Below are 23,995 nucleotides of genomic sequence, written 5' to 3' on the forward strand. Positions count from 1 at the left end.
GGTTTTTTTATGGCTGAAAATGTTGGAGCGCTATTGGTAGTCGGCGAGAGGATAGTCCCTGCACAGGGTTTCGACCTCTGAGCGAAACTGCGCGAGGAGCAGGGGTTCCAGTGTGTAATCCTGTTCGCCGAGCGGCGCTACCGTATTCAGAACCCGCACTATCAAATCGACGATCTGGCGGCTGCCGTGGACATCGACCCGGCGTTGCGCCAGAGCGCCCGTGCCGATGCGCAGTCCGCTCGTCACCAGTGTCGAGCGGTGATCGCCGGGAACGCGATGGCGATTGACGATGATCCCGCAGTGACCCAGTGCCGCCTCCGCGATAGCGCCCGTGATGTCGCCACGCAAGCGAACCAGTACCGTATGGTTTTCACTGCAGCCGCCAACCACTTCGTAATCCTGTGCCTGGAAGGCGCGGGCCATTTCATCCGCAGTACTGCGGATCTGCGCCATGCAGACGTCGAATTCTGCCGACATGGCGTAACCCAGCGCGGCAGCCTTCGCAGCGATCATGTTGGCAGCGAGCGCACCCTGCATTCGCGGGTAAACGGCTTCATCCAGCAGGCGACTGAAGGTGGTTCTCAAGCCGGGAATCTTGGTGTTCGCATCAGCACCGCTGAGGATCACGCCACCCCGAGGCCCGGCGAGTTGCTTGTGCGTGCAGGTGACGGTGACATGTGCGGCGTCGATCGGACCTGGATGCCGACCGGTGGCCACAAGCCCGGCGATATGCGAAATGTCGGCGAGCAGGATGGCGCCGGCTTCATCGGCAATTTCGCGAAACCGCGTGAAGTCGACTACGCGTGAATAGGCGGTGGCGCCGCAGAGGATGATGCGTGGGCGATGGGCGAGCGCCAGCAGGCGCACTTTGTCGTAATCAATAAGACCGTCGGATGTCGTGCCGTACTGGATCGCCTTGTAGTAGGCGCCCGAAAACGCCGCGAGGCTGCCATGGGTGAGATGACCACCGTGCTCCACCGCCATACCCAACAGGGTATCGCCAGGCTCCATTAAGGCCGTAAGGACTTGGTATATGGCGTTCGACGCTGAGTGTGGTTGCACGTTGGCGTATTGCGCGCCGAACAGTTGCCGGGCCCGGCGAATGGCCAGCGACTCGACCAGCTCGACATTCTCGCACCCTGCACTGTGGCGCTTGCCGGACATGCCCTCTGCCGTCACGTTGACCAGCACGGAAGCGCAGGCCGCCAAGGTTCGCGGCTGAACTGCGCAGGAGGAGGAAACCAGTGAAAGCGTGTGCTGTTGACGCGTGATTTCCGCGTCGAGAATGGCCGCCAGTTCGGCATCTTCTGCGCGAAGATCCGTCAGGCCACGACGCAACATGTCAGCCTGGTTCTTGAGCGGTTCAGTAATGACTGCCATTGCTTGATTCCTTCCCTGGTTTTGCGAGATTTGCGCATGTCCTTGCTTGCCGGATCTGTACAGGCGAATCCGTGTTTTGACCGCTGTGCGCGCAAAACTAAACCCTGTACAGGCCCACCCGTTTTTTCGTTCTTTCACTCTTGAGAATGCGACGCCGGATTGACGCATCATAAATTTTTCAGTGAGGAACGCCACAGAATTAATCAAAAAAATGAACATTCTTCAAAGAAAATGATTCTTTTTGTAGTCGCGTCGGGTGTAAAACAGGCATTGCCCGGAGCCGATTTTCAGGCCATGGGTGGAAGTCGAAAGGAACTGACGAGTCATTACCGAGGCTGAAATGACCCCGCACGTTGGCGGAAGCAGCCTGTGAAAGCTGACTTTTTATACCGAACCCAAGGAGGGAGAATGCTATGATCCTGCGCGGCACTGACAGGGATATAACTGCAATTTCCTACCTCACTTGTGTATGTCCGGAATGATCATTCGGGACGTGACATTGATTGCAGTTAAAAATGGATGATAAGCATGTGATGCACAGAAGAGAAAGATCGGAGAATCTGAAGAACAACATCAAATACCTGATAAAGAGTCGCGGGGAGACGCAGTTGTCCTTGTGTCACTCCAGTGGTTTGACGCGTACCACCATCTACAACATCCTTGAAGGCAAAGTGGTCAATGTACAGCAGTCCACTGTACGCAAGATTTCTGATTTTTTCGGCGTGTCTTACGAGGAAATAGAAACGATTGATTTTGAAGAGAAGGAAATAATCGAAAGCAGTATTTCGCCACAGGGGAATATGAATCCGGCGGCGGTTCCGGTGATTAAAGAAAGTCTGCTGCTGCAAAGTCTGGATAAGAGAATTGGTGAGTTGGCGACGATTTATCCATTGACTTACTATTTTGGCGCTTCTTTTAATCTGATTGGTGTGCTGCTGGAAAACGAAATCAGCGGTCTGCATGAACCCGGTGAGCTGTTGATCGTACAGAAAGGAGCATCGACCAGCGACAGGGAAAAACTGGTGTATGACAAAATCACAGCGAAGTTATCTATAAGCCATGAAGGCAACTTTGATGCGGATCGTGTATGCGTGATCGGAGATGTAATCGAGGAACGATTTAATGGATTGCAGTGTTGAAATGGAAAACAGCAAGTACAAATTGCTGGGGTTCGAAAATGGAAAAAGCCTGGCCGTTATCATGGTCATTGCGACAGGCAAGATAATTAAAATAAAACTGAGTGAAGTGTTGAATAGTGAGATTATGGATAATCTGAATAAAATCGAAGTGAAAAACCTCTACAAGAAGTTCTACTCCCAGGGTGGGGCGCTGACGGCATACGAAATCAATGATCGTCATGAAAGTTCGTGGATGATCTACATCATTCTGAACCTGATGCTGTTCACGCTTTATATTTTCACCAGCATTGCGGCGACCAAGCCGATCTACCTGGATTACTTTGACATTGTCGTGACCCCGGGAACCTTTCTTTACCCGCTGACCTTTCTGATCGTTGACTTGTTGAACGAGACCTTTGGTCTGCGGCTGGCGCGCCGGGCAATTCTCTTTGCGTTCATCAGCAATGCGGCGATTATCATTCTATTGGCGATCACCACCCATTTGCCGGGGTTGCCGGGGTGGAAGCTCGATGGACCTTACAATGACGTGATCAGTCAATTGTCTTCTGTTCTGGTAGCGTCTTCGATATCGTTTCTGGTGTCCGAAAACATAAACTCGTATCTGTTGTGCAAGATCAAGGAACTGACCAACTCCAGATTCCTGTTCTTGCGAGTATTCTTGAGTACATTGTTTGCAGTAATCATCGACAGCTTTCTGTTCTGTTACATTGCATTCTATGGAACGATGGAGAACAGTGCGATCTTGAGCATGATCTATGTGCAGATCGCGATCAAAGTAGGTTTTGCTTTCTTTAATATCATGCCCGCTTATGGGGCGCGGTCGCTGTTCAAGAAGTATCTGACGGGAAGCCAGGTTTGATCGAATAGCAGAAGCGCTCGCTTGGACTGTCCCAGGCGAGCGTTTTTTTGTGTCTTATTTTAGTTTGAGTTTCAATTTCAAACTGTTGGTTACCTGATCTTTGTTCTCCAGGAACTCGTTGAGGCCTTTCGCGCGAAGATTGCACGCGTCACAGTCGCCGCATCCGCTTCCAGCTATACCGTTGTAGCAGGTCAGCGTCTGATGATGAATCAGGTCCAGTTGATTGTGGTAATCAGCCAGTGCCCAGGTTTCGGCTTTGTTCAGCCACATCAGTGGCGTTTCCAGACGTAACTTGTAATCCATGCCCAGTTCAAGCGCGTTGTTCAACGCCTTGACGAACTCATCGCGGCAATCCGGGTAACCCGAGAAGTCGGTTTCGCAAACACCGGTAATGACTGTTCTGGCTTGAACCTGATACGCATAGATAGACGCGAGGGTCAAAAACAGAATGTTTCTTCCCGGTACGAAAGTGCTCGGCAGACTTTCTCCGGAGCTGTTGACGGTCGGCACGGGAATGTTGTCGCGGGTCAGGCTGCTGATCGCCAGTTCATTCAGCAGAGAGACATCCATTACCTTGTGAACGGTCACGCCAAGCTGTTTGCAAAGTTGCTGGGCAACTTCAATTTCCGCGTGGTGACGCTGACCATAATCAAAGGTAATGCAGTGAACTTCATCATAGTGGGTCAGCGCATGGATCAGGCAGGTCGTAGAGTCCTGGCCACCACTGAAAACGATAACTGCCTTGTTGCTCATAAGTTTGCTTCCTGCATAAACGGGTAAATTTAAAGGTCGCAATGGTAACTCGAAATGATGCTCGATATAAGTGCGCTGGAAGTTGCGCCCGCAGGCGGCAGGTCGCTTTGCAGCTAATCGCGGTATCCTGTGCACTCTGATTACGGACGCTTTTCCATGCTGGTGATTTCCAACAACGTGCATCTTCCCGATGCCGAGATCGAACTGACCGCCATCCGCGCGCAAGGCGCCGGTGGGCAGAACGTCAACAAGGTTTCCAGTGCGATGCACCTGCGCTTCGACATTCCGGCCTCGTCCTTGCCCGAGTTTTACAAGGAGCGACTACTGGCGTTGCGCGACAGTCGTATTACCAGCGACGGCGTGTTGATCATCAAGGCCCAGCAATACCGCACGCAGGAAGCCAACCGCGCCGATGCGCTTGAGCGTCTGGTCGAGCTGATCCTCAGCGCCACCAAAGTCGAAAAGAAACGCCGCCCCACCAAGCCGACCCTCGGCTCGAAGAAGCGCCGGCTCGAATCGAAAACCAAGCGCGGCAGCATCAAGGCCGGACGCGGCAAAGTGGACTTCTAGTCTTCGCGGTACTTGGCCGTGTGCTTGTACAGATAGACGCTCAAGGCCAATCCGCTCAATGCAGCGAGAGCGGCGAACAGGAAGATCGAAGCAAAGCCGAAGCCTGCCGCAATCGCCCCGGCCAATGGCCCGGTGATCCCCAGCGACAAATCAATGAACAGTGAATAAGCACCGACCGCTGCGCCACGGCTTGAAGCCGGCACCAGATTCACTGCCTCCACACCCAGCGCCGGGAACACCAGCGAGAAACCAAACCCGCTCAGCGCCGCACCGGCCAGCGCCCAATGTGCGTCCGGTGCCAGCCACAACAGCAGCAGGCCCAGTGTCTCCACCGACAGGCAGGCAATCGCCACGCGAAAGCCGCCGAGGCGGTTGATCAGATTGCCGAACAGCAGGCGCGCACCGATGAAGCTGGCACCGAACAGGCTCAGGCACAGCACGGCGTTGTCCCAATGCTGTGTGGCGTAATACAGGGTGATGAAAGTGGCGATGGTGCCGAAGCCGATCGAGCCCAGCGCCAGGCCGCAACCGTGGGGAAACACTTTACCGAGCACATGCATGAACGGCAGGCGTTCACCCGCCACAATCGGCGCGGCGGTTTTCGGCCAGGCCAACGCCAGACCAAGAATCGCCAGCAAAATGATGCTGACGCCCATGCTCCACAATCCCAACTGGCCGACCAGCCACACGCCGAACGGTGCGCCAACTGCCAGTGCGCCATAACTGGCGATGCCGTTCCAGGAAATCACTTTGGCGGTGTTTGCCGCGCCAACCCGGCCAATGCCCCAGCCGATCGAACCAGAACCGACAAGGCTTTCAGCGCTGCCCAGCACCAGGCGACCGATCAACAGACTGATCAAACTGAGCATCGGCAGGTTCGGTGTCCACGCCGAAATCAACATGAACACACCGCTCAAGCCGCACCCGGCCAGGCCAATCATCACAGCGCGTTTGCTGCCCTGGTTGTCGATGATCTTGCCGGCATACGGACGGCTGAGCAGGGTCGCGAGGTACTGCACGCTGATCACCAGACCGGCAATCACCGCGCCAAAGCCCAGATCGCTGTGCACATAGCCCGGCAGCACCGCGAGCGGAATGCCGATGTTCAGGTAACCGATAAAGGTGAAGAGGACGATGGAAACGACTTGCAGCGTGACCGCCAGGGGGCGCTGGGGCTCGGACATAGAGGGCGACATGGGTAACGATCCACGGGAACGGCAGATTAGATAGGCTGCTTATGATACCGGCGTGGAGGCTTCTGGGGCGGGAAAAGTAAAACTATTTGCCGGGAGGCCGCTTCAGGGGTTGGCCGGGGCAACCAGTTGTGTGGTGACCAGCGCCGCGAGGGCATTTTCTTCGCTGCCGAAGCGGGCGAGCAGGGCGGCCTGTTTCTCGGGAGAGAGGCGGTTCCAGATCTCGATCATTTTCTCGGTGGTGCCGATCAGGACGGCAGCTTGGCTTTCGGAGAATTCGTCGGTCATGGCAGGCTCGGGGTTCAGGCAGTGTGGAAAGCGCATGTTAGCGCTTTCCACACGGTCTGTACGACGGGGTCTTACTCTTCGTTGTCGGCCGGGCGGCTCTCAACGGCTTCTTTCTGCTCGGGCTGTTGGGCTCCGGCTTGCTGCGTGGTCGTCTGCTCAGGTACGTGCAGGCTTGGGAAGGGGAGATTAGGAATCTCGTGCATGGTTGCGCTCCTCGCTAAGTCTGTTGATAGATCTGGTAGATCCGCGCTTCTTGAAAGCCTGCGCAGGATACAGCAGGAAAAATGACAATCAGACTTTTAATTCAAATTAATGCGACAGATGGCCGCAGGGGAGGCAAAAACGAAAGGTCACCACAGAACAAATGTAGGAGTGAGCCTGCTCGCGATAGCGGTGTATCAGTCAACTAAAATGCTGGCTGATACACCGCTATCGCGAGCAGGCTCACTCCTACAGGGTATTGCGGTGTTTAGACTATTTGCAGACGCTGGCGATGGCTTCTGCCAGCAAGGCGAGGCGCGTAGCGTCGATGCCGGCGACGTTCGCCCGGCCCGAGTTGACCATGTACACGCTGTGATGCTCACGCAGTTGTTTCACTTGCTCCGGCGACAGCCCGGTGTAAGAGAACATCCCGCGCTGCACGCCAATGTGTGCAAAACGCTCGCGCAGGCCATGCGGCTCCAGCGCTTCAACCAGGCCGCTGCGCAACTGCGCGATACGCAAACGCATGGCTTCCACTTCATCGGCCCAGCGGGCTTTCAGCTCGGGATCAGCGAGGATGGTTGCGACCACCGCAGCACCATGATCTGGCGGTGTCGACCACAAATTGCGGGCGATGTTGGCCAGTTGGCTGCGGATGTCGATGAGCTTGTCGGCGGTTTTCGTGCAGACGATCAGCGCACCGGTGCGGTCGCGGTACAGGCCGAAGTTCTTCGAGCAGGAGCTGGTAATCAGCAACTCTGGCACCTCGGCCGCGAACAACCGGGTCGACCACGCATCCTGCTCCAGACCGTCGCCAAAGCCCTGGTAGGCAAAGTCGATCAGCGGCAGCAGATTGCGGCTGCGCACCACATCGAGCACGCGCTGCCAGTCGTCATGGCTCAAGTCAAAACCGGTCGGGTTGTGGCAGCACGCGTGCAGCAGCACCACATCACCTTTCGGTACTTCGTTGAGCACCGCGAGCATGGCGTCGACGTCGAGGCGGTTGTCACTGCCCACGTACGGGTAGTGACTGACCTTGACCCCGGCCGTGGCGAAAATGGTTTCGTGGATCGGCCAGGTCGGGTTGCTCAGCCACACGCCCTTGCCCGGCAGGCACTGGGCGATGAAGTCGGCAGCCAGGCGCAGGGCGCCAGTACCGCCCGGCGTCTGGGTGGCGCCGGCACGTTGTGCGGCGATCAGCTTCGAGTCGGCACCGAGCACCAACTGATTGATGACTTTGCCGAACAGCGGGTTGCCGTGGCCGCCGATGTAGGTTTTGGTGTCCTGGCTTTCGACCAGCCGCGCTTCGGCGATTTTTACCGCCTCCGGGATTGGCGTCAGGCCTTGAGCGTCCTTGTAGACGCCAACGCCCAGGTCGAATTTGCGCGGGTTGGTGTCCTGCGCATACGCCTCCATCAAACCGAGGATCGGGTCGCCGGGTACCCGGCCGATGGCGTCGAAGTGCATTACTTGCGTCCTTCTGCGGTCTTGGCCACTTCGTCAGTGCGCGCAGCCATGATGAAGTCGTTGCGGTGCAGGCCTTTGATCGAATGGCTCCACCAGGTCACGGTGACTTTGCCCCATTCGGTCAGCAGGCCCGGGTGATGACCTTCGGCCTCGGAAATCTCGCCGACAGCGTTGGTGAACGCCAGGGCGTGCTTGAAATTCTTGAACAGGAAAACTTTCTCCAGCTGCATGATGCTGTCGCGGACTTCTATGTTCCAGTCAGGGATCTGCTTGATCAGGATCGGCAGTTCTTCGTCGCTGACTTGTGGCGCATCGGCGCGGCAGGCTTCGCAGTGGGCTTGGTTCAAAGTGGACATGGTGTATTCCTGAATCGAGTGTGTTTTTTTTATTAAAACGTTTGAGCCGTGAATGCCGTCACGCTAAACCAAAGTGGCGGCGACGGACAGGCTCAATTGTCAGCAAAAGTCGCGGTTCACGCGGCTTTCGGTTTCGGCGGAAACTTCGGTGCGTGCAGACCCAGCTGCATGCCTTGGCGAACCATGGCCATGATGTCTTCATGGGCCACGTCGAACAGACGCTTGAGGTTCGGCAGGACAAAGTACAGCGGTTGCAGGATGTCGATGCGATACGGCGTGCGCATGGCTTCGAGCGGATCGAACGCCTGATGCTCAGGTTCGTCCGACAGCGAATAAACGGTTTCTTTTGGTGAAGACAGGATGCCGCCACCGTAAATGCGTTTGCCTTGCGGGGTGTCGACCAGGCCGAACTCGATGGTCATCCAGTACAGGCGCGCCAGATAAACACGTTCTTCCTTGGTCGCCTGCAAACCAAGTTTGCCGTAGGTGTGGGTGAATTCGGCGAACCACGGGTTGGTCAGCAGCGGGCAGTGACCAAAGATCTCGTGGAAAATGTCCGGCTCTTGCAGGTAGTCCAGCTCTTCGCGGGTACGAATGAACGTAGCCACCGGAAATTGCTTGCTGGCCAGCAGTTCAAAAAAGGTCTGGAAGGGGATCAGTGCCGGCACGCGGGCGACCTGCCAACCGGTGGTCTCGCCAAGCACTTTGTTGATTTCGCCGAGTTGCGGAATGCGGTCGTGGGGCAGACCGAGTTTTTCGATACCGTCCAGATACTCCTGGCAGGCACGCCCTTCAATCACTTTCAGTTGGCGAGTGATCAGCGTATTCCACACCGCATGTTCTTCGGCGGGGTAGTCGATAAAACCTTGCGCATCGGGCTCGCGGGCCACGTATTGCGTCTGCTTCATACTGCTCTCCTGCTAGGGGAATTCGTTCTTGTTATGTCCAGCGATGGATTCAGAATTACCTGAGAGCGTGTTGATGTGCAGCAGGTTGAATTGCCTGCGCGTAGGAAATTTCTCTGTAAATCGTAAAATTATCGTTACGCTTTGACGGATATCTCGCATTTGCGGTGATTCACGGGTTTGAAAAGGCCGGTGGCTGTCACATAATCTTGACAACTATCTGCGGGCCTCGACAGAAAAGTCTGGCGCGGTCCCCCTGTAGGAGTGAGCCTGCTCGCGATAGCGGTGCATCAGTCAGCATCAATATCAATTGACCCAAAGCCATCGCGAGCAGGCTCACTCCTACAGGTTTCTCATCGTTTATTCGGACGATTTTTATGCGCATCAAAGTCCACTGCCAGAACCGCATCGGCATCCTGCGCGACATTCTCAACCTGCTGGTTGCCTACGGGATCAACGTCGCACGCGGTGAGGTCGGCGGTGAGCATGGCAACGCGATCTATCTGCATTGCCCGAACCTGATCAACATCCAGTTCCAGGCGTTGCGCCCGAAATTCGAGGCGATCGCCGGGGTGTTTGGCGTCAAGCGGGTTGGGCTGATGCCCAGCGAACGTCGGCACATGGAGTTGAATGCGCTGCTCGGCGCGCTGGAGTTTCCGGTGCTGTCGATCGACATGGGCGGCTCGATCGTCGCGGCCAACCGCGCGGCGGCGCAGTTGCTCGGTGTGCGCGTCGATGAAGTGCCGGGGATTCCGCTGTCGCGCTATGCCGAGGATTTCGATTTGCCAGAGCTGGTGCGCGCCAACAAATCGCGAATCAACGGCATGCGGGTCAAGGTCAAGGGCGACATCTTTCTGGCCGACATCGCGCCGCTGCAATCGGAGCACGACGACAGTGAGGCCATGGCCGGTGCGGTGCTGACCTTGCATCGCGCTGACCGCGTTGGCGAGCGTATCTATAACGTGCGCAAGCAGGAACTGCGTGGTTTCGACAGCATCTTCCAGAGCTCGAAAGTGATGGCCGCCGTGGTGCGCGAAGCACGGCGTATGGCGCCGCTCGACGCTCCGCTATTAATTGAGGGCGAAACCGGTACCGGCAAGGAATTGCTTGCGCGCGCCTGTCACCTCGCCAGTCCGCGTGGGCAGTCGCCGTTGATGGCGCTCAACTGCGCAGGCCTGCCGGAGTCGATGGCCGAGACTGAGTTGTTCGGTTACGGCCCGGGCGCGTTCGAAGGTGCACGCGCCGAAGGCAAGCTCGGGCTGCTGGAATTGACGGCGGGCGGCACGCTGTTTCTTGACGGTGTCGGTGAGATGAGCCCGCGTCTTCAAGTGAAGTTGCTGCGCTTTTTGCAGGACGGTTGCTTCCGCCGGGTCGGCAGTGATGAAGAGGTTTACCTGGATGTGCGGGTCATCTGTGCGACGCAGGTCGACTTGTCGGAGTTGTGCGCGCGCGGAGAGTTTCGCCAGGATTTGTACCACCGCTTGAACGTGCTCTCCCTGCACATCCCGCCGTTGCGCGAATGCCTCGACGGGTTGACGCCGCTGGTCGAGCACTTCCTCGATCAGGCCAGTCGGCAGATCGGTTGCACACTGCCGAAACTGGCGCCGGCGGCGATGGATCGCCTCAGTCATTACCACTGGCCGGGCAACGTGCGGCAACTGGAGAACGTTTTGTTTCAGGCAGTTTCGCTGTGCGATGGCGGCACGGTGAAGGCCGAACATATTCGTCTGCCGGATTACGGCGTGCGTCAGCCGCTTGGCGATTTCTCGCTGGAAGGCGGGTTGGACGAGATTGTCGGGCGATTCGAAAAAGCGGTGCTGGAGCGGTTGTATTCCGAGCATCCGAGCAGTCGGCAATTGGGTAAGCGGCTGGGGGTTTCGCACACCACCATTGCCAATAAACTGCGCGAGTATGAAGTCGGTAAAACCGATTCATAGCTCAAGCATGATCGTTCCCACGCGGAGCGTGGGAACGATCATCTTTTGATCCTTTGCCGCCAAGCGGCATAACACCGCCGGTTTTTCGACTTCGATACATTTCAAATTTCCCCTCGCTATCCCCCAAGTCCTTTGTTTACCGGGCCTTTGCCCGCCAGAAAAAAGTTGGTCTGCAAATTGCTTATGGCTCAGCAGTACAGCGGTGGGCGGCAAACGTCCGGCATGCAGAGGAAAGAGTGTGGACAAGTACCTTTATGTGGCAATGACCGGCGCCAGCCAGAACGCACTGGCGCAGAAGGCTCATGCCAACAACCTGGCGAACATCTCCACCAACGGCTTTCAGCGCGACCTGGAGCAGGCGCGTTCGATGCCGGTGTTCGGTGACAGCTTTCCGGCGCGTGCGTTTGCCATGAGCGAACGGCCCGCCACCGACTTCACCCCGGGCTCGCTGGTGCAGACCGGTCGTGACCTCGACGTTGCGGTCACCGGCAATGGCTGGATCGCGGTGCAGAACCCGAACGGCGGCGAAAGCTACGTGCGCACCGGCAGCCTCAACGTCGACGCCCTCGGCGTATTGCGCGCCGGCAACGGTATGCCGGTGATGGGCAATGGCGGTCCGATCGCCGTGCCGCCCGAGCAGCAGATCGAAGTCGGTGAAGACGGCACCATCAGTATTCGTGCGATGGGCGAAGGCCCGCGTGTCATGGCGGAGGTCGACCGGATCAAGCTGGTCAACCCGGACATCAAGAACATGAACAAGGGCCTCGACGGCTCGATCTACACCAAGGACGGCCAGCCTGCGCCGGCTGATGCCAACGTCAAACTGGTGTCGGGTTTCCTCGAGTCGAGCAACGTCAACGCCGTTGAAGAGATGACCTCGGTGCTGGCCCTGGCCAAGCAGTTCGAGTTGCACGTCAAGATGATGAACACCGCCAAAGACGACGACCAGGCCATGGCTCGGGTCTTGCAGATCAGCTAATTATCAGAACGTCGCGCCGAAAAACAGGCGCACGAGGAGAATCGAATGCTTCCGGCTCTATGGGTTGCCAAAACCGGTCTGTCCGCCCAGGACACCAACCTGACCACCATTTCCAACAACCTGGCGAACGTGTCGACCACGGGTTTCAAACGTGACCGTGCCGAGTTCCAGGACCTGCTCTATCAGATCAAGCGTCAGCCTGGTGCCCAGTCGACTCAGGACAGCGAACTGCCGTCGGGTCTGCAAGTGGGTACCGGTGTGCGTATCGTCGGCACCCAGAAAAACTTCACCGCCGGCAGCCTGCAAACCACCGAGCAGCCGCTGGACATGGCCATCGACGGTCGCGGTTTCTTCCAGATCCTGCAGCCGGACGGCACCACGTCCTACACCCGTGACGGTACCTTCCACCTCGATTCCAACGGCCAGATCGTCAACGCCAGCGGTTTCGCTCTGGAACCGGCCATCGTCATTCCGAACGATGCCCAGACCTTCACCGTCGGCCGTGACGGCACTGTGTCGGTAACCATCGCCGGCAACCCGGCAGCGCAAGTGATCGGCAACCTGCAAACCGCCGACTTCATCAACCCGGCCGGTCTGCAAGCGGTGGGCAACAACCTGTTCCTCGAAACCGCTGCATCGGGTGCCCCGCAAGTCGGCACGCCGGGCCTGAACGGTTTTGGCACCATGCTGCAGAACACCCTGGAAACGTCCAACGTCAGCACCGTTGAAGAGATGGTCAACATGATCACCACTCAGCGCGCTTACGAGATGAACTCCAAGGTGATCTCCACCGCCGACCAGATGCTCTCGTTCGTAACGCAGAATCTGTAATCAAGTCTATGAGGCGGCCATGAGGTCGCCTGCAACACCGTGAGGTAGGGTCATGAATCGCTTTGTATCTGTTCTGGCATTGAGTGGGGTCGTCTCGCTCGCGGGCTGCGTCGCTCCGACGCCCAAGCCCAATGACCCTTACTACGCCCCGGTGTTGCCGCGCACGCCGTTGCCGGCTGCCGCCAATAACGGCTCGATCTATCAGGCCGGCTTCGAGCAGAACCTGTACAGCGACCGCAAGGCCTTCCGGGTCGGTGACATCATCACCATCACCCTGAACGAGAAGACCCAGGCGAGCAAGAACGCCAACTCGCAAGTGGCCAAGAACAGCAAGACCGGTATCGGTCTGACCTCGTTGTTCGGCGGCAGCGGTACCACCAACAACCCGTTGGGCGGTAACGATCTGAGTCTGGACGTTGGCTACAGCGGCGACCGCGCCACCAAGGGCGACAGCAAGGCCGCGCAGGGCAACACCCTGACCGGTTCGGTCACCGTGACTGTGGCCGACGTCTTGCCCAACGGCATCATTGCTGTGCGCGGTGAGAAGTGGATGACCCTCAACACCGGTGATGAGCTGGTGCGGATTGCCGGTCTGGTGCGTGCCGATGACATCGCCACTGACAACACCGTGTCGTCGACTCGTGTCGCCGATGCGCGCATCACCTACTCGGGCACCGGCTCGTTTGCCGATGCGAGTCAGCCAGGCTGGTTCGACCGTTTCTTCCTCAGCCCGCTGTTCCCTTTCTAGGTGGCGACTTTGAATTTCAAGAGCCTCATGCTCGCTGCGGCGCTGATGTCCGCAGCCTTTGCTGCCCACGCCGAGCGGCTGAAAGATATCGCCAGCATTTCCGGCGTGCGTTCCAACCAGTTGATCGGTTACGGCCTGGTGGTCGGGCTTAACGGCACCGGTGACCAGACGACGCAAACCCCGTTCACCCTGCAGACCTTCAACAACATGCTCTCGCAGTTCGGCATCAAAGTGCCGCCGGGATCGGGCAACGTGCAGTTGAAAAACGTCGCGGCGGTGTCGGTGAGTGCCGATCTGCCGGCGTTTGCCAAACCGGGTCAGCAGGTCGACATCACCGTGTCCTCGATCGGTAACTCCAAGAGCCTGCGCGGCGGCACCTTGTTGCTGACCCCGCTCAAGGGTATCGACGGCAACGTTTACGCCATCGCTCAGGGCAACCTGGTGGTCGGCGGTTTTGATGCCGAAGGGCGTGACGGTTCGAAGATCACCGTCAACGTTCCGTCGGCCGGTCGTATCCCCGGCGGTGCGTCGGTAGAACGTTCGGTGCCGAGCGGTTTCAACCAGGGCAACAGCCTGACGCTGAACCTCAACCGTTCCGACTTCACCACGGCCAAACGTATCGTCGACAAGATCAACGACATGCTTGGCCCTGGCGTTGCGCAAGCCATCGACGGCGGTTCGATCCGTGTCACTGCGCCGCTCGATCCGAGCCAGCGCGTCGACTACCTGTCGATCCTGGAAAACCTCGAAGTCGACCCGGGTCAGGCGGTGGCGAAAGTCATTATCAACTCGCGTACCGGCACCATCGTCATCGGCCAGAACGTGAAAGTGTCGCCAGCCGCCGTGACCCACGGCAGCCTGACCGTGACCATCACTGAAGACCCGATCGTCAGCCAGCCCGGCCCTCTGTCCAATGGCCAGACCGCTGTTGTGCCGCGCTCGCGGGTGAATGCCGAGCAGGAAGCCAAACCGATGTTCAAGTTCGGCCCGGGCACCACCCTCGACGAAATCGTCCGTGCGGTGAACCAGGTCGGCGCGGCACCGGGTGACTTGATGGCGATCCTCGAAGCCTTGAAGCAGGCCGGCGCGTTGCAAGCCGACCTGATCGTGATCTGAGGCCGACCATCATGGATATGCGCAAGAGCGGTATGGTCAGCAGCAGCGATTCGGGTTCCTACTCGGACCTCAATCGTCTGAACCAACTCAAGGTCGGCGACAAGAACAGCGATGCGAACATGCGCAAAGTGGCGCAGGAGTTCGAATCACTGTTCCTTGGCGAAATGCTCAAGTCGATGCGCTCGGCCACTGAAGCGCTGGGCCAGGACAATCCGCTCAACACGCCAGCGGCCAAGCAGTATCAGGAAATGTACGACCAGCAGTTGGCCGTTTCCATGTCTCGCGAGGGCGGTGGTATCGGTCTGGCTGACGTGCTGATGCGCCAGATGTCGAAGAACAAACCGATGGCGCCGGGCGAGGCTGCTGCCGCGTCCGCGGCCAAGCAGGAAGAAGCCAAGGCGAAAGCTGCTGCCGTGGCTACGCCGATTGCCGCCGGCACCGTTGCCACCAATGGCCCGCTGTCGCGGCTCAATGGCGAGCGTCCGCTGTGGGCCTCGCGTTCGGTGAATGCACCGAACACCGATATTTCCCACCGCAATGACATGGCGCTGATCAATCAGCGTCGGCTGGCCTTGCCGCCGAAACTGGCCGATCGTTTGCTCGCAGGTCTGGTGCCGTCGGCGACGCCGGCGGCCGCCAATCAATTGCCGCAGCGTGCGGCAACCGCTGCCACCACTGGCGCCGGCCCGTTGTACAACGGCGACTGGCTGGCCCGCGCCGAGACCGAGAAGGCCTCGGGCGGACAGATGCAGGTCTACGGTCGCGCCATGGCGCAGATTCCACTGGCGCCGGCGAAGAAAGCTTTCAGTTCCGCCGACGAATTCGTCAACACCATGCTGCCGATGGCCAAGGAAGCGGCCGACCGCATCGGCGTCGATCCGCGTTATCTGGTGGCACAGGCGGCGCTGGAAACCGGTTGGGGCAAGTCGGTCATGCGTGCCCAGGATGGCAGTAGCAGCCACAACCTGTTCGGCATCAAGGCGAGCAGCAACTGGAAGGGTGATTCGGCCCGGGCGATCACCAGCGAGTTTCGCAATGGCGAGATGGTCAAGGAGACGGCCGAGTTCCGTTCCTACGCCTCGTACAAGGACAGCTTCCACGATCTGGTGACTTTGCTGCAGAGCAATAATCGCTATCAAGATGTGCTGAAGTCTGCCGATAACCCAGAACAGTTTGTACGCGAGTTGCAGAAGGCCGGTTACGCCACCGACCCGAACTACGCAAGCAAGATTTCGCAGATTGCCAAGCAGATGAACAGTTTCCAAAACTACGCTGCGGCGGGTGTATCCACCACGCCTTTATAAGGCACAAGGTATAAGGTCTGAACCATGAGTTTGCTCAATATCGGGATGTCGGGACTGTCGGCCAGCCAGTCCTCTTTGGCTACGACAGGCAACAACATTGCCAACGTCGACACCGCCGGTTATTCACGTCAGCAAACCGTGCAGGGCACCAAATCCTCGCAGCAGTTCGGCACCGTGTTCATCGGTACGGGCACGACCCTGGCCGACGTGCGCCGGGTGTATAACTCGTACCTGGAAAGCCAGCTGCACACCGCTACTTCGCTCGACAGCGAATCGGCTGCTTACCTGGCGCAGGCCACACCGCTGGACTCGATGCTGTCGGACACCAACACCGGCCTGACCGGTGTGCTGCAGAAGTTCTTCACCACGATGCAGGGCGTTTCGACGTCGGCGACCGATGACACCTCCCGCCAATCGGTGCTGACCGGTGCGCAGGCGCTGACCAGTCGCTTCAATACCATCGCCAAACAGCTCAACGACCAGAACACCACCATCAACGGCAGCCTTGGCGACATGACGGCCCAGGTGAACAAACTGGCCACTTCGATTGCCAACCTGAACCAGAAAATCGGCGAGATCTCCACCAGTGGCGGTGCGCCGAACGATCTGCTCGACAGCCGCAACGAAGCCGTGCGCCAGCTCTCTGAACTGACGGGTGCACAAATCGTCGAGCGTGGCACCAGTTTCGACGTCTACATCGGCAGCGGCCAGCCGCTGGTGATCGGCAACACCACCAACACGCTGAGCATGGTCGCGAGCAAAGACGACCCGTCGCGCATGGCCATCCAGATGGATCGCGGTTCGAGCACCATCGACATCACCTCGGCGATGAGCGGCGGTGAAATCGGCGGCCTGCTGACTTACCGCAAAGAAGTCCTCGACCCGTCGCTCAACGAGCTGGGCCGCGTGGCGCTGGTGATCGCTGATCAGGTCAACAGTCAGCAAGCCCAGGGCATCGACAAGAACGGTGACTTCGGCGCGGCGATTTTCAACAACATCAACAGTGCCGCGCTGATCAGTTCGCGCAGCATCGCGCAGTCGGGCAACAGCACCGGTTCGGGTAACCTCGATGTCACCATCAAGGACACCGGCAAGCTGACCACCAGCGATTATCAGGTGACGTTCACCAGTGCCACTGACTACACGGTCAAGCGCTCCGACGGCACCGATCTGGGTGCGTTCAGCACGACGACCAATCCACCTCCAGTGATCGACGGTTTCACCCTCGCGCTCAAAGGTGGTGCGTTGAGCGCTGGTGACAGCTTCAAAGTCACGCCGACCCGCAATGCGGCGGCGAGCATCCAGACAGTGCTCACCGATCCGAAGAAAATCGCTGCGGCCGGTCCGTTGACCGGTGTGGCGAGCGCCAACGGTCTGGGCACTTTCACCCAGCCGACGCTCAACAGCAAAATCGATATCTACAACCCGACTGCCCAGGCTGACATGCAAGCGGCGCTGAAGAACTCGACGCCGGTCAAACTGGTGTTTGGTGCGGTCACCGGGGGCAGCCAGTCCTACACCTTTGTGGATGCCAAGGGCGGCCTCATCAGCAGCGGCACTATCGTTCCCGGTCAATCGAACACGCTAGACCTGAAAGTCGGCATCGTCGATGCCAGCGGCAACCCGGTGATGGACACCAGTGTTACGCCGAACGTGCAGAAGACATTCTCCGTACAGACCACCGTTGGCGGCACGCCGAAGTCCGGCGAAACCTTCACCATGAATCTCACCGGTGCGGCGTCTTCGGACAACCGCAACGCGCAATCGCTGGTCGCCCTGCAAACGGCGCAGACCGTCGATACCGGTTCGGCGAGCAAGGGCATCAGCCTGACTGACGCCTACAACAAGCTGGTGACCAACGTCGGTACCAAAACCGCCCAAGGCAAGTCCGACAGCGCCGCGACCTCGGCGATTCTGGATAACGCCAAAGGCGCGCGCGATTCGCTGTCCGGGGTCAACCTGGATGAAGAAACCGGCAACCTGGTCAAATATCAGCAGTACTACACAGCGTCTTCGCAGATCATCAAAGCTGCGCAGGAAACTTTCGCCACGCTGATCAACAGCCTTTAAGGAGTCGTAATTCATGCGCATTTCCACCGCCCAGTATTACGGCACGCAAGCGTCGGACTATCAGCGTAACTTCAACAAGGCCGTCGCCACTGCCAGCGAGGCGAGCAGCCTGCAGCGCATCAATACCGCCGCCGATGATCCGATCGGTGCCGGGCGCTTGCTGCAACTGGGCCAGCAGGCCGCGATGCTCGATCAGTACAAGACCAACGTCGACAGCACCAAAAGTGCATTGACCGTGCAAGAATCCACGCTGGATTCGATCACCACCGCGTTGGCCCGCGCCAAGGAACTCGCCCTGGCCGCCAACAATGGCACGGCCACCGACAAGGACCGCCAGGCTTACGCTTCGGAAATGGGCCAGATCCAGCAACAAGTGCTGGGTCTGATGAACGCCAAGGATGCCAGCGGCAACTACCTGTTCTCTGGTTCGAAGACCGACACCGCGCCGTATTCGCAGAATGCCGACGGCACCTACAGCTACAACGGTGACCAGACCACGATCAATCTGGGCATCGGCGATGGCATGACGATCGGCACCAACACCACCGGTTGGGCTGCTTTCCAGCAGACCATCAATACCGCGCGTACCAATGTCGCCATGACCGCACCGGCAGTGGATGACGGTCGCGTCGTACTGTCCAACGGCACGATCGGTACCGTAGCCACTTACAACTCCAAGTTCACCGCTGGCCAGCCGTATACCGTCAGTTTCCTCAGCAGCACCCAGCTGAAAATCACCGATGCCCTTGGCAACGACGTGACGGCTGAGGCGAGCCAGAACGGTTTGGTCAGCAACAGCAGCGGTGCCAACCAGACGGTCAGCTTCCGTGGCGTCGACATGAAGCTGAACATCAACCTGAAGGCTGGTGATACCAACCCGGACGCGGTCATTGCCGGCCACAGCTTCCAGTTGTCCACCGCGCCTGACTCGTTCACTACCACGCGCAGCCCGGGTAACCCGTCGACCGCCGTGATTACCGGTTCGAGCATCACTGACCAGGCAGCGTACACCGCGGCATTCCCGCAGGGCGGCGCCGTTCTCAAGTTCACCAGCGCCACCGCATTCGATCTGTATGCTGCGCCGGTGACTGCGGACAGCAAACCGGTGTCCTCGGGCACTGTGGCCGGTAGCAACGCCACGGCGGCAGGCGTGACCTTTGCTCTGGGCAGCGCACCGGCCGCGGGTGATCAGTTCTCAATCCGCCCAAATGATCACCAGACCCAGAACGTGCTCGACACCCTCGGTCAGATGATTACTGCTCTGAATACACCGATCGATGGTGATCCGGTGGCCAAGCAGAAATTCCAGGGCGCCATGGAGGCGGGCCTCGGCAACATCGACGCGGCCAACAATCAAATCGGCGCTGCGGTGACCGAGATTGGTGCCCGTGGTCAGGCGCTGGAAATGCAAGCCACCACCAATGACAGTCTGAGCACCGCGAATACCACCACGCAAGGTTCCATTCGCGATTCGGATCCGGCTGAAGTGATGACGCGACTGACCCTGCAGCAGACCATGCTGCAAGCTTCGCAGCTTGCGTTCAGCAAGATCAGCCAGTTGGGTCTGTTCAACAAGATCTGATCCTCAACGGGCGCGTAAGCGCCCGTTTACCCTGCCACTCAGTCATGTTTTTTAGCGGTATCAAGGGCTCGCTTTTCCGAGCGGGCTCGCACCGCCTGTGAGCCCGCCGTGAATTCACTCCCTCTTGTCAGTCTTGTCATTCCCGCCTTCAATCCGCGCTTCTTCGAGCGGACGCTGAACAGCGCTGTCAGCCAGAATTACGCCAATCTTGAAATCATCGTGTGCGATGACAATCGTGGCGACGAGATTGAAGACATCGTTACGCGGGTGACGGAGCAGACCGGCTTTGCCGTGCGTTACGTGCGCAACCCACGAACGCTGGGACTGGTCGGTAACCTGAAGGCCTGCCTTGAGCAAGCCCGGGGCGAGTTCATCAAATTCCTGTGTGACGATGACCTGCTGTATTCGGCCTGTATCGAACAGCAAGCCCACGAGCTGCGGCGTGACGAAGTCAGTCTGGTGGTAGCGCAACGGTTGTTGTGGGATGCCAACGACATCATCCTGCCCGCACGTCTGGAAAACAGCTCATTGTCGCCGGCCAGTGGCTTGCTCAAAGGCGACGATGTACTGAGCATCTTTGAAAAATTCCCGGTCAACGTACTGGGTGGATTCAGTAGTGCGCTGTTTCGCCGTAGCGATGTTGTGGAGCTTTTGCCAGCCTTGACCGAGGAGGGTGCCTGCTTCGTTGCGACGCTGGATTTTGCCTTGTACGTCTGTCTGTTGCGGCGCGGCAATCTGGTGGTCTCCAACAACGTACTGAGTGCCGAGCGTCTCTACCCCGAGCGTCTGAGCGCGCAGCAACCGATGAAAGACGCGGCGGAGATCGAGCGCGAGTGGATCTCGCAAATGCTCAAGGTCCGCAGCGGCGAGTCGGCACCGGCGCCGGGCTGGGTTCGTTATGTGCCGTTGACCAAGGCCGATGAGACACCTCGGGTCTGGGAAGAACTGCCGCTGAGCCGTACCCTCGGCACCAAGCAGAGCCGTCAGGAGCTGGGGGTCGGAGTCGACAGCTTCAGTTTTGGCGAACTCTATGCACAATGGCTGGCGGTTCGGGTGTTGACCGAGGCGCAGCGCCAATGGCTGCCGGAAACCCTCGCTGGCTGGCCGCACCGACCGCGCATCGTGCCGATCATCATTGATGCCCAAGGCAGTCGCGATGGCCTGAAGCGCACCCTTGAGGCGCTCGCCGCTCAGGATTACCCGCCGGAGCTGGTTCTGGTGCTGTCCACGTCTTGCAGCGAGGCGAAGCTGGACGATCGGGTGTTCCACATGCCGTTGCAGGGTGACGGCCTGGAGCAGATCAACGCTCTGCTGCCGCAACTGGAAGGCGCCGACTGGTTTTATCTGTTGCAGCCAGGTGACTGCCCGGTGGCGCCAGCATTGTTGGTGATGGCCGATCGCATTGCGCACGCAAGCTCATTGACATGCCTGTACAGCGACGAAGGCAGTCTGCGCGATGGTGAGTCGGCCGAGCCTGCGTTCAAGCCGGATTTCAACCTCGACCTCATGCGCAGCTACCCTTACGTCGGACGTGCGCTGGCGTTCCAGCGCGAACGGTTCCTGGCGCTTGGTGGTTTTACCTCGACGTTCGCCGAACTCGCGCCCCACGATGTGCTTTGGCGCATGGTTGAAAGCGATGGCCTGCAAGTGGTCGGGCACATTGCTGAAGTGTTGCTGGAGTCGAAATTCGACCTGTCGCAATGGCTTACTGATCCTGGCGTTGCGCAGCAAAGTCCGCGAATCCTCGAAGCGCATCTGCAACGCCTTGGCATTGCTCACGACATTCGCGACCGTAACGGCGGGCTGCTCAATCGTGTCGACTATCAGCATGCCCGGCGCCCATTGGTGTCGGTGGTCATTGTCACGCAGGACCAGACGGCTGCCTTGCAACGCTGCGTCGAGACATTGCTGGAAAAGACCGACTACACCGAGTACGAGTTGCTCTTGGTCGATAACGGCAGCGAAAGCGCTGAAGCGTTGGCTTGGCTGGACGGTATGGCGCAACTGGGCAGCGAGCGGATTCGCGTGCTGAGCTACCCGCAAAAGGGTAACGCAGCAGCGGTGCACAACTATGCCGTCAGCCAGGCGCGCGGTGAGTATGTGTTGATGCTCAACGCCTTTGCGGTGATCACCCGGAACGACTGGCTCGACGAACTGCTCAATCATGCGCAACGCCCGGAAGTCGGGGTGGTTGGCGCCAAGCTGTTCAATCCGGACGGCGGCGTACTGCACGCCGGGCTGATTCTTGGCTTGAACGGGCCGGTCGGGTTGCCGTTCTATGGCCAGCCGATGCAGTCGGAAGGGTACATGCATCGCCTGCAGGCGGTGCATGACCTGAGTGCCGTCGGCGGTGATTGCCTGATGATACGCAAGTCGGTGTTCGAAGCTGCCGGCGGGCTGGACGAGCAGGACCTCAAACAAACGCTCAATGTCGTGGACCTGTGTCTGCGCGTTGGCCGCGACGGTTATCTGGTGGTGTTGAACCCCAATGCGATCCTGGCTGTGGGTGCGCGGCCAAGTGCGATGGCGACACCGGACGAAGAAGCGCTGCACACCGAGGAGCGGGAGACGTTTTACCAGCGCTGGTTGCCGCTCGTGGCGCGCGATCCGGCCTACAACGTCAACCTGACGTTGCAGGGCGTGGGCGCCACCAACTTCAGTCTGGAGCCGGGACTGCGCACGGGGTGGAGTGCATTCTCCAAGGCGCAGTTGCCCAATCTGCTGGTGGTGCCGATCAACGCTTCGGCCATCGGCCATTACCGCATGAGCCAGCCGATGATCGAGCTGGAAGCGGCCAATCGGGCTGAAGGGCGCATTTGCTACGGCTTGCCGTCGATCATCGACATCGAGCGTCAGTCGCCCGACGTGATTGTTCTGCAAGGGCGCTACTCGGAGCACGCCATCGATGAAATCCCACCGCTGAAAAAGTACTTCAACGCTCGACGGATCTTCGAACTCGACGACTACGTCATTGATGTTCCCCACCGCAATGCGCACATCCGTAACATGCCGAGCAAGCAGGACATGGAGCGCATGGTGCGGCGTGCGATCGGGCTGTGTGATCGCGCGGTCGTATCCACCGCACCACTGGCTAATGTGCTGTCGGACATGCACCACGACATTCGTGTCGTCCCCAACATGTTGGCCAAGGATTTGTGGGGCCACCTGCGCAGTCAGCGCCGGACCTCGAAGAAGCCGCGGGTCGGCTGGGGTGGCGGCACCAGTCACCACGGTGATCTGGCGGTAATCGCCGAGGTCGTTCGTGAACTGGCCAATGAAGTCGACTGGGTGTTTTTCGGCATGTGCCCGGATGATCTGCGGCCGTACATGCATGAGTTCCATGGCGTCATCGGCCTGGACGTGTACCCGGCGAAACTGGCCAGTCTCAACCTCGATCTGGCACTGGCGCCGCTGGAATTCCATATTTTCAACGACTGCAAGAGCAACTTGCGGCTGCTGGAATACGGCGCCTGCGGTTACCCGGTGATCTGTACGGATACCGAGGCCTATCGCGGTTATTTGCCGTGCACGCGGATCAAGACCAACAGTACGGATGAATGGCTGCAAGCGATCCGTATGCACCTGGCCGATCCTGATGCCAGTTATCGCATGGGTGATGAATTGCGTGAGGTGGTGTTGCGCGATTACGTGTTGCGCGGCGATAACCTGCGCTACTGGGAATACGGCTGGCTGGCGGATTGATCGAGCGGGGCTTGGCGGCCTTTGGGCCGACCAGGCTCTTGGGGTTTTGGAGGTGTATCCGTTGCTGCGGGGGTTGCTGATTAGGGTTCCGCCCTTACGGCGGGTCACTTTTTACAAACGCCTAAAAAGTAACCAAAAACGCTTGCTCCTGCGTACGGCCCGCTCGCTGGGGCTCGGGGTTCCTTCGCTGCGGGATCGATCCGGGCGCAGCGCCTACGGTTTGCTTCGCTGCACCTCCTCTCGCTGTGTTTGGCTGCGCCAAACGGTCGCTGCGCTCCCACGCCCGGATCAATCCCTCCACTCAGCCTTCCGACGTCGCCCTACAGATCAAGAGCTGCAGCCGAGCTAACGCTCATCCTGTTGAGTGGTGAGGAGCGGGGCGTGGTCGGCTTTGGATTTGTGGTGGGTTTTCCCCTCATCGGAACGCCGCCCGCCCAGCCCTCTCCCGAGGGAGAGGGAGCCGATTTGTGGGCCTTTCAAAACCTGAGCTCGACTCGGTATTTCACGTCGGCGTATCTCACGCAAACACCACGGTCAGTCCCCTCTCCCTTTGGGAGAGGGTTAGGGTGAGGGGCTTTTGATCTGTTTCAGAATCTGAGCTCGACTCGGTCTTTC

20 protein-coding genes are annotated in these 23,995 nt (G+C 58.8%); 12 read left to right on the forward strand and 8 right to left on the reverse strand.

What is annotated here, in order from left to right; genetic code table 11:
- Positions 1-30: 30 nt before the first annotated feature.
- Positions 31-1,380 carry a serine hydroxymethyltransferase gene (glyA, locus tag HU754_RS09005; RefSeq protein ID WP_186624425.1) on the reverse strand — a complete coding sequence of 450 codons (1,350 nt, stop codon included), beginning with the start codon at positions 1,378-1,380 and terminating at the stop codon, positions 31-33.
- Between the two features lie 533 nt (positions 1,381-1,913).
- Here glyA and HU754_RS09010 point away from each other — a divergent pair.
- Positions 1,914-2,519 (forward strand): helix-turn-helix transcriptional regulator, encoded by a 606-nt coding sequence (locus HU754_RS09010; RefSeq protein WP_186624441.1) that lies wholly within the window; start codon positions 1,914-1,916, stop codon positions 2,517-2,519.
- Complete coding sequence (locus HU754_RS09015; RefSeq protein WP_093439557.1) at positions 2,503-3,378, forward strand: queuosine precursor transporter; 876 nt, start codon at positions 2,503-2,505, stop codon at positions 3,376-3,378. The genes HU754_RS09010 and HU754_RS09015 overlap by 17 nt, the downstream gene beginning before the upstream one ends.
- A gap of 54 nt (positions 3,379-3,432) precedes the next feature.
- On the opposite strand, the gene queC is transcribed toward HU754_RS09015, so the two are convergent.
- Positions 3,433-4,131 carry a 7-cyano-7-deazaguanine synthase QueC gene (gene queC / locus HU754_RS09020; RefSeq protein ID WP_186624424.1) on the reverse strand — a complete coding sequence of 233 codons (699 nt, stop codon included), beginning with the start codon at positions 4,129-4,131 and terminating at the stop codon, positions 3,433-3,435.
- A 156-nt stretch (positions 4,132-4,287) separates the two neighbouring features.
- On the opposite strand from queC, the gene arfB reads away from it, so the two are divergent.
- The gene (gene arfB, locus HU754_RS09025) at positions 4,288-4,701 is read left to right on the forward strand and encodes an alternative ribosome rescue aminoacyl-tRNA hydrolase ArfB (RefSeq protein ID WP_007920134.1); all 414 of its coding nucleotides are present in this window, start codon (positions 4,288-4,290) and stop codon (positions 4,699-4,701) included.
- Here arfB and HU754_RS09030 read toward each other — a convergent pair.
- From HU754_RS09030 to phhA, 6 genes are all read right to left on the reverse strand, one after another.
- A complete protein-coding gene (locus tag HU754_RS09030) occupies positions 4,698-5,885 on the reverse strand; it encodes an MFS transporter (protein ID WP_175559663.1) in 1,188 nt (395 codons plus the stop codon). The genes arfB and HU754_RS09030 overlap by 4 nt on opposite strands.
- Positions 5,886-5,999: 114 nt before the next feature.
- A complete protein-coding gene (locus HU754_RS09035; RefSeq protein ID WP_186624423.1) occupies positions 6,000-6,182 on the reverse strand; it encodes a hypothetical protein in 183 nt (60 codons plus the stop codon).
- Between the two features lie 71 nt (positions 6,183-6,253).
- Positions 6,254-6,385 carry a hypothetical protein gene (locus HU754_RS29595; protein ID WP_256573958.1) on the reverse strand — a complete coding sequence of 44 codons (132 nt, stop codon included), beginning with the start codon at positions 6,383-6,385 and terminating at the stop codon, positions 6,254-6,256.
- 271 nt (positions 6,386-6,656) lie between these two features.
- Positions 6,657-7,850, reverse strand: a complete 1,194-nt coding sequence (locus HU754_RS09040) for an amino acid aminotransferase (protein ID WP_186624422.1) — start codon at positions 7,848-7,850, stop codon at positions 6,657-6,659.
- On the reverse strand, positions 7,850-8,206 hold the full coding sequence (locus HU754_RS09045) for a 4a-hydroxytetrahydrobiopterin dehydratase (RefSeq protein ID WP_003222798.1): 357 nt from the start codon (positions 8,204-8,206) through the stop codon (positions 7,850-7,852). Before HU754_RS09045 ends, HU754_RS09040 begins: the two co-directional genes overlap by 1 nt.
- Positions 8,207-8,322: 116 nt before the next feature.
- The gene (phhA, locus tag HU754_RS09050; RefSeq protein ID WP_007965510.1) at positions 8,323-9,114 is read right to left on the reverse strand and encodes a phenylalanine 4-monooxygenase; all 792 of its coding nucleotides are present in this window, start codon (positions 9,112-9,114) and stop codon (positions 8,323-8,325) included.
- 374 nt (positions 9,115-9,488) lie between these two features.
- Here phhA and HU754_RS09055 point away from each other — a divergent pair, with 374 nt between their 5' ends.
- The 9 genes from HU754_RS09055 (at position 9,489) to HU754_RS09095 (ending at position 23,380) form a co-directional block, all read left to right on the forward strand.
- Positions 9,489-11,048 (forward strand): sigma-54-dependent transcriptional regulator, encoded by a 1,560-nt coding sequence (locus tag HU754_RS09055; RefSeq protein ID WP_099758329.1) that lies wholly within the window; start codon positions 9,489-9,491, stop codon positions 11,046-11,048.
- Between the two features lie 238 nt (positions 11,049-11,286).
- Complete coding sequence (locus HU754_RS09060; RefSeq protein WP_093439577.1) at positions 11,287-12,027, forward strand: flagellar basal body rod protein FlgF; 741 nt, start codon at positions 11,287-11,289, stop codon at positions 12,025-12,027.
- A gap of 45 nt (positions 12,028-12,072) precedes the next feature.
- A complete protein-coding gene (gene flgG, locus HU754_RS09065; RefSeq protein ID WP_016984271.1) occupies positions 12,073-12,858 on the forward strand; it encodes a flagellar basal-body rod protein FlgG in 786 nt (261 codons plus the stop codon).
- A gap of 52 nt (positions 12,859-12,910) precedes the next feature.
- A complete protein-coding gene (gene flgH / locus HU754_RS09070) occupies positions 12,911-13,606 on the forward strand; it encodes a flagellar basal body L-ring protein FlgH (protein ID WP_034153262.1) in 696 nt (231 codons plus the stop codon).
- Between the two features lie 27 nt (positions 13,607-13,633).
- Positions 13,634-14,722 (forward strand): flagellar basal body P-ring protein FlgI, encoded by a 1,089-nt coding sequence (locus tag HU754_RS09075; RefSeq protein ID WP_049802112.1) that lies wholly within the window; start codon positions 13,634-13,636, stop codon positions 14,720-14,722.
- An 11-nt stretch (positions 14,723-14,733) separates the two neighbouring features.
- A complete protein-coding gene (gene flgJ / locus HU754_RS09080; RefSeq protein WP_186624421.1) occupies positions 14,734-16,026 on the forward strand; it encodes a flagellar assembly peptidoglycan hydrolase FlgJ in 1,293 nt (430 codons plus the stop codon).
- Positions 16,027-16,050: 24 nt separating this feature from the next.
- Positions 16,051-18,096 (forward strand): flagellar hook-associated protein FlgK, encoded by a 2,046-nt coding sequence (gene flgK / locus HU754_RS09085; RefSeq protein ID WP_093439590.1) that lies wholly within the window; start codon positions 16,051-16,053, stop codon positions 18,094-18,096.
- Between the two features lie 13 nt (positions 18,097-18,109).
- Positions 18,110-19,678, forward strand: a complete 1,569-nt coding sequence (locus HU754_RS09090) for a flagellar hook-associated protein 3 (protein WP_099758333.1) — start codon at positions 18,110-18,112, stop codon at positions 19,676-19,678.
- Positions 19,679-19,786: 108 nt separating this feature from the next.
- The gene (locus tag HU754_RS09095) at positions 19,787-23,380 is read left to right on the forward strand and encodes a glycosyltransferase (protein WP_186624420.1); all 3,594 of its coding nucleotides are present in this window, start codon (positions 19,787-19,789) and stop codon (positions 23,378-23,380) included.
- Positions 23,381-23,995: the final 615 nt, after the last annotated feature.

The sequence above is a fragment of the Pseudomonas zeae genome (genome assembly GCF_014268485.2).
GTDB classification, from domain to species: Bacteria; Pseudomonadota; Gammaproteobacteria; order Pseudomonadales; family Pseudomonadaceae; genus Aquipseudomonas; species Aquipseudomonas neuropathica.

Bases quoted from the DNA above. Each gene is read 5' to 3' on its own strand.
- glyA (WP_186624425.1), bottom strand. From the start codon at position 1,380: ATGGCAGTCATTACTGAACCGCTCAAGAACCAGGCTGACATGTTGCGT.
- HU754_RS09010 (WP_186624441.1), top strand. From the start codon at position 1,914: ATGCACAGAAGAGAAAGATCGGAGAATCTGAAGAACAACATCAAATAC.
- HU754_RS09015 (WP_093439557.1), top strand. From the start codon at position 2,503: ATGGATTGCAGTGTTGAAATGGAAAACAGCAAGTACAAATTGCTGGGG.
- queC (WP_186624424.1), bottom strand. From the start codon at position 4,131: ATGAGCAACAAGGCAGTTATCGTTTTCAGTGGTGGCCAGGACTCTACG.
- arfB (WP_007920134.1), top strand. From the start codon at position 4,288: ATGCTGGTGATTTCCAACAACGTGCATCTTCCCGATGCCGAGATCGAA.
- HU754_RS09030 (WP_175559663.1), bottom strand. From the start codon at position 5,885: ATGTCCGAGCCCCAGCGCCCCCTGGCGGTCACGCTGCAAGTCGTTTCC.
- HU754_RS09035 (WP_186624423.1), bottom strand. From the start codon at position 6,182: ATGACCGACGAATTCTCCGAAAGCCAAGCTGCCGTCCTGATCGGCACC.
- HU754_RS29595 (WP_256573958.1), bottom strand. From the start codon at position 6,385: ATGCACGAGATTCCTAATCTCCCCTTCCCAAGCCTGCACGTACCTGAG.
- HU754_RS09040 (WP_186624422.1), bottom strand. From the start codon at position 7,850: ATGCACTTCGACGCCATCGGCCGGGTACCCGGCGACCCGATCCTCGGT.
- HU754_RS09045 (WP_003222798.1), bottom strand. From the start codon at position 8,206: ATGTCCACTTTGAACCAAGCCCACTGCGAAGCCTGCCGCGCCGATGCG.
- phhA (WP_007965510.1), bottom strand. From the start codon at position 9,114: ATGAAGCAGACGCAATACGTGGCCCGCGAGCCCGATGCGCAAGGTTTT.
- HU754_RS09055 (WP_099758329.1), top strand. From the start codon at position 9,489: ATGCGCATCAAAGTCCACTGCCAGAACCGCATCGGCATCCTGCGCGAC.
- flgG (WP_016984271.1), top strand. From the start codon at position 12,073: ATGCTTCCGGCTCTATGGGTTGCCAAAACCGGTCTGTCCGCCCAGGAC.
- flgH (WP_034153262.1), top strand. From the start codon at position 12,911: ATGAATCGCTTTGTATCTGTTCTGGCATTGAGTGGGGTCGTCTCGCTC.
- HU754_RS09075 (WP_049802112.1), top strand. From the start codon at position 13,634: ATGCTCGCTGCGGCGCTGATGTCCGCAGCCTTTGCTGCCCACGCCGAG.
- flgJ (WP_186624421.1), top strand. From the start codon at position 14,734: ATGGATATGCGCAAGAGCGGTATGGTCAGCAGCAGCGATTCGGGTTCC.
- flgK (WP_093439590.1), top strand. From the start codon at position 16,051: ATGAGTTTGCTCAATATCGGGATGTCGGGACTGTCGGCCAGCCAGTCC.
- HU754_RS09090 (WP_099758333.1), top strand. From the start codon at position 18,110: ATGCGCATTTCCACCGCCCAGTATTACGGCACGCAAGCGTCGGACTAT.